The organism is Actinomadura geliboluensis, assembly GCF_005889745.1.
In the GTDB taxonomy this organism is placed as follows: Bacteria; Actinomycetota; Actinomycetes; order Streptosporangiales; family Streptosporangiaceae; genus Spirillospora; species Spirillospora geliboluensis.
The window spans coordinates 1-567 of record NZ_VCKZ01000790.1 but is presented as its reverse complement, the minus strand read 5'-3'; the positions used below and the strand labels follow the sequence as shown (position 1 = coordinate 567).

The window sequence follows — 567 nt, the reverse complement described above, 5'->3', positions numbered from 1 at the left end:
TTGGCGCCACTCAGGTCGATCTCGTAGGAGGCGCCGTCGATCGAGAACGCTACGGTCTCGTCCGCCTCGCCACCGTCGAGGTCGTCGACGAGAAGCACCTGAACCTTCTGTGCCATGGGGACAGACCTTTCGGCTGGAGCAAACTTCAATCGGTTGACAAAGATATACCGAGAACTCCGCGGATGACAATTCCAGCACTCCCGATGAACCGGCACTGGGATCGAAGTCCCCTTCCGCCGGTGACCGCGCGTAATCGGCCTCGTCGTTTCCGGAGCGTCGGCGGGACGCACGAGGACCGGCGACGGCCCGGCATCCGCTAATTTGCGGGCGCCGGGACGCGGGCCGAGGTTTTCGCGGCGTGACCAGTGTCACTGCGGACCACGCTGACCTGGGCGGGCGCGCGCGCTTTGGCCCGGGTTTGCACGGCTCGGGGTTCGGGGTTTGCGGGAGCTCCGGCTTTCGGACGCGGGAGCCGCTCCGGACGGAAAGTCCCTGATCGGACCTTAACAGGCGGTGCACACCGGCACCGCCGCCAACGATTAACGCTGACGTAACGGCGCTAACCCC

Annotated in this window: 1 protein-coding gene; it reads right to left on the bottom strand. The window is 65.6% G+C overall.

What is annotated here, in order from left to right:
• Positions 1-116 (bottom strand): Lsr2 dimerization domain-containing protein (locus tag ETD96_RS44265; protein ID WP_138642411.1); only part of this gene is annotated, 116 nt, incomplete at its 3' end.
• Positions 117-567: the final 451 nt, after the last annotated feature.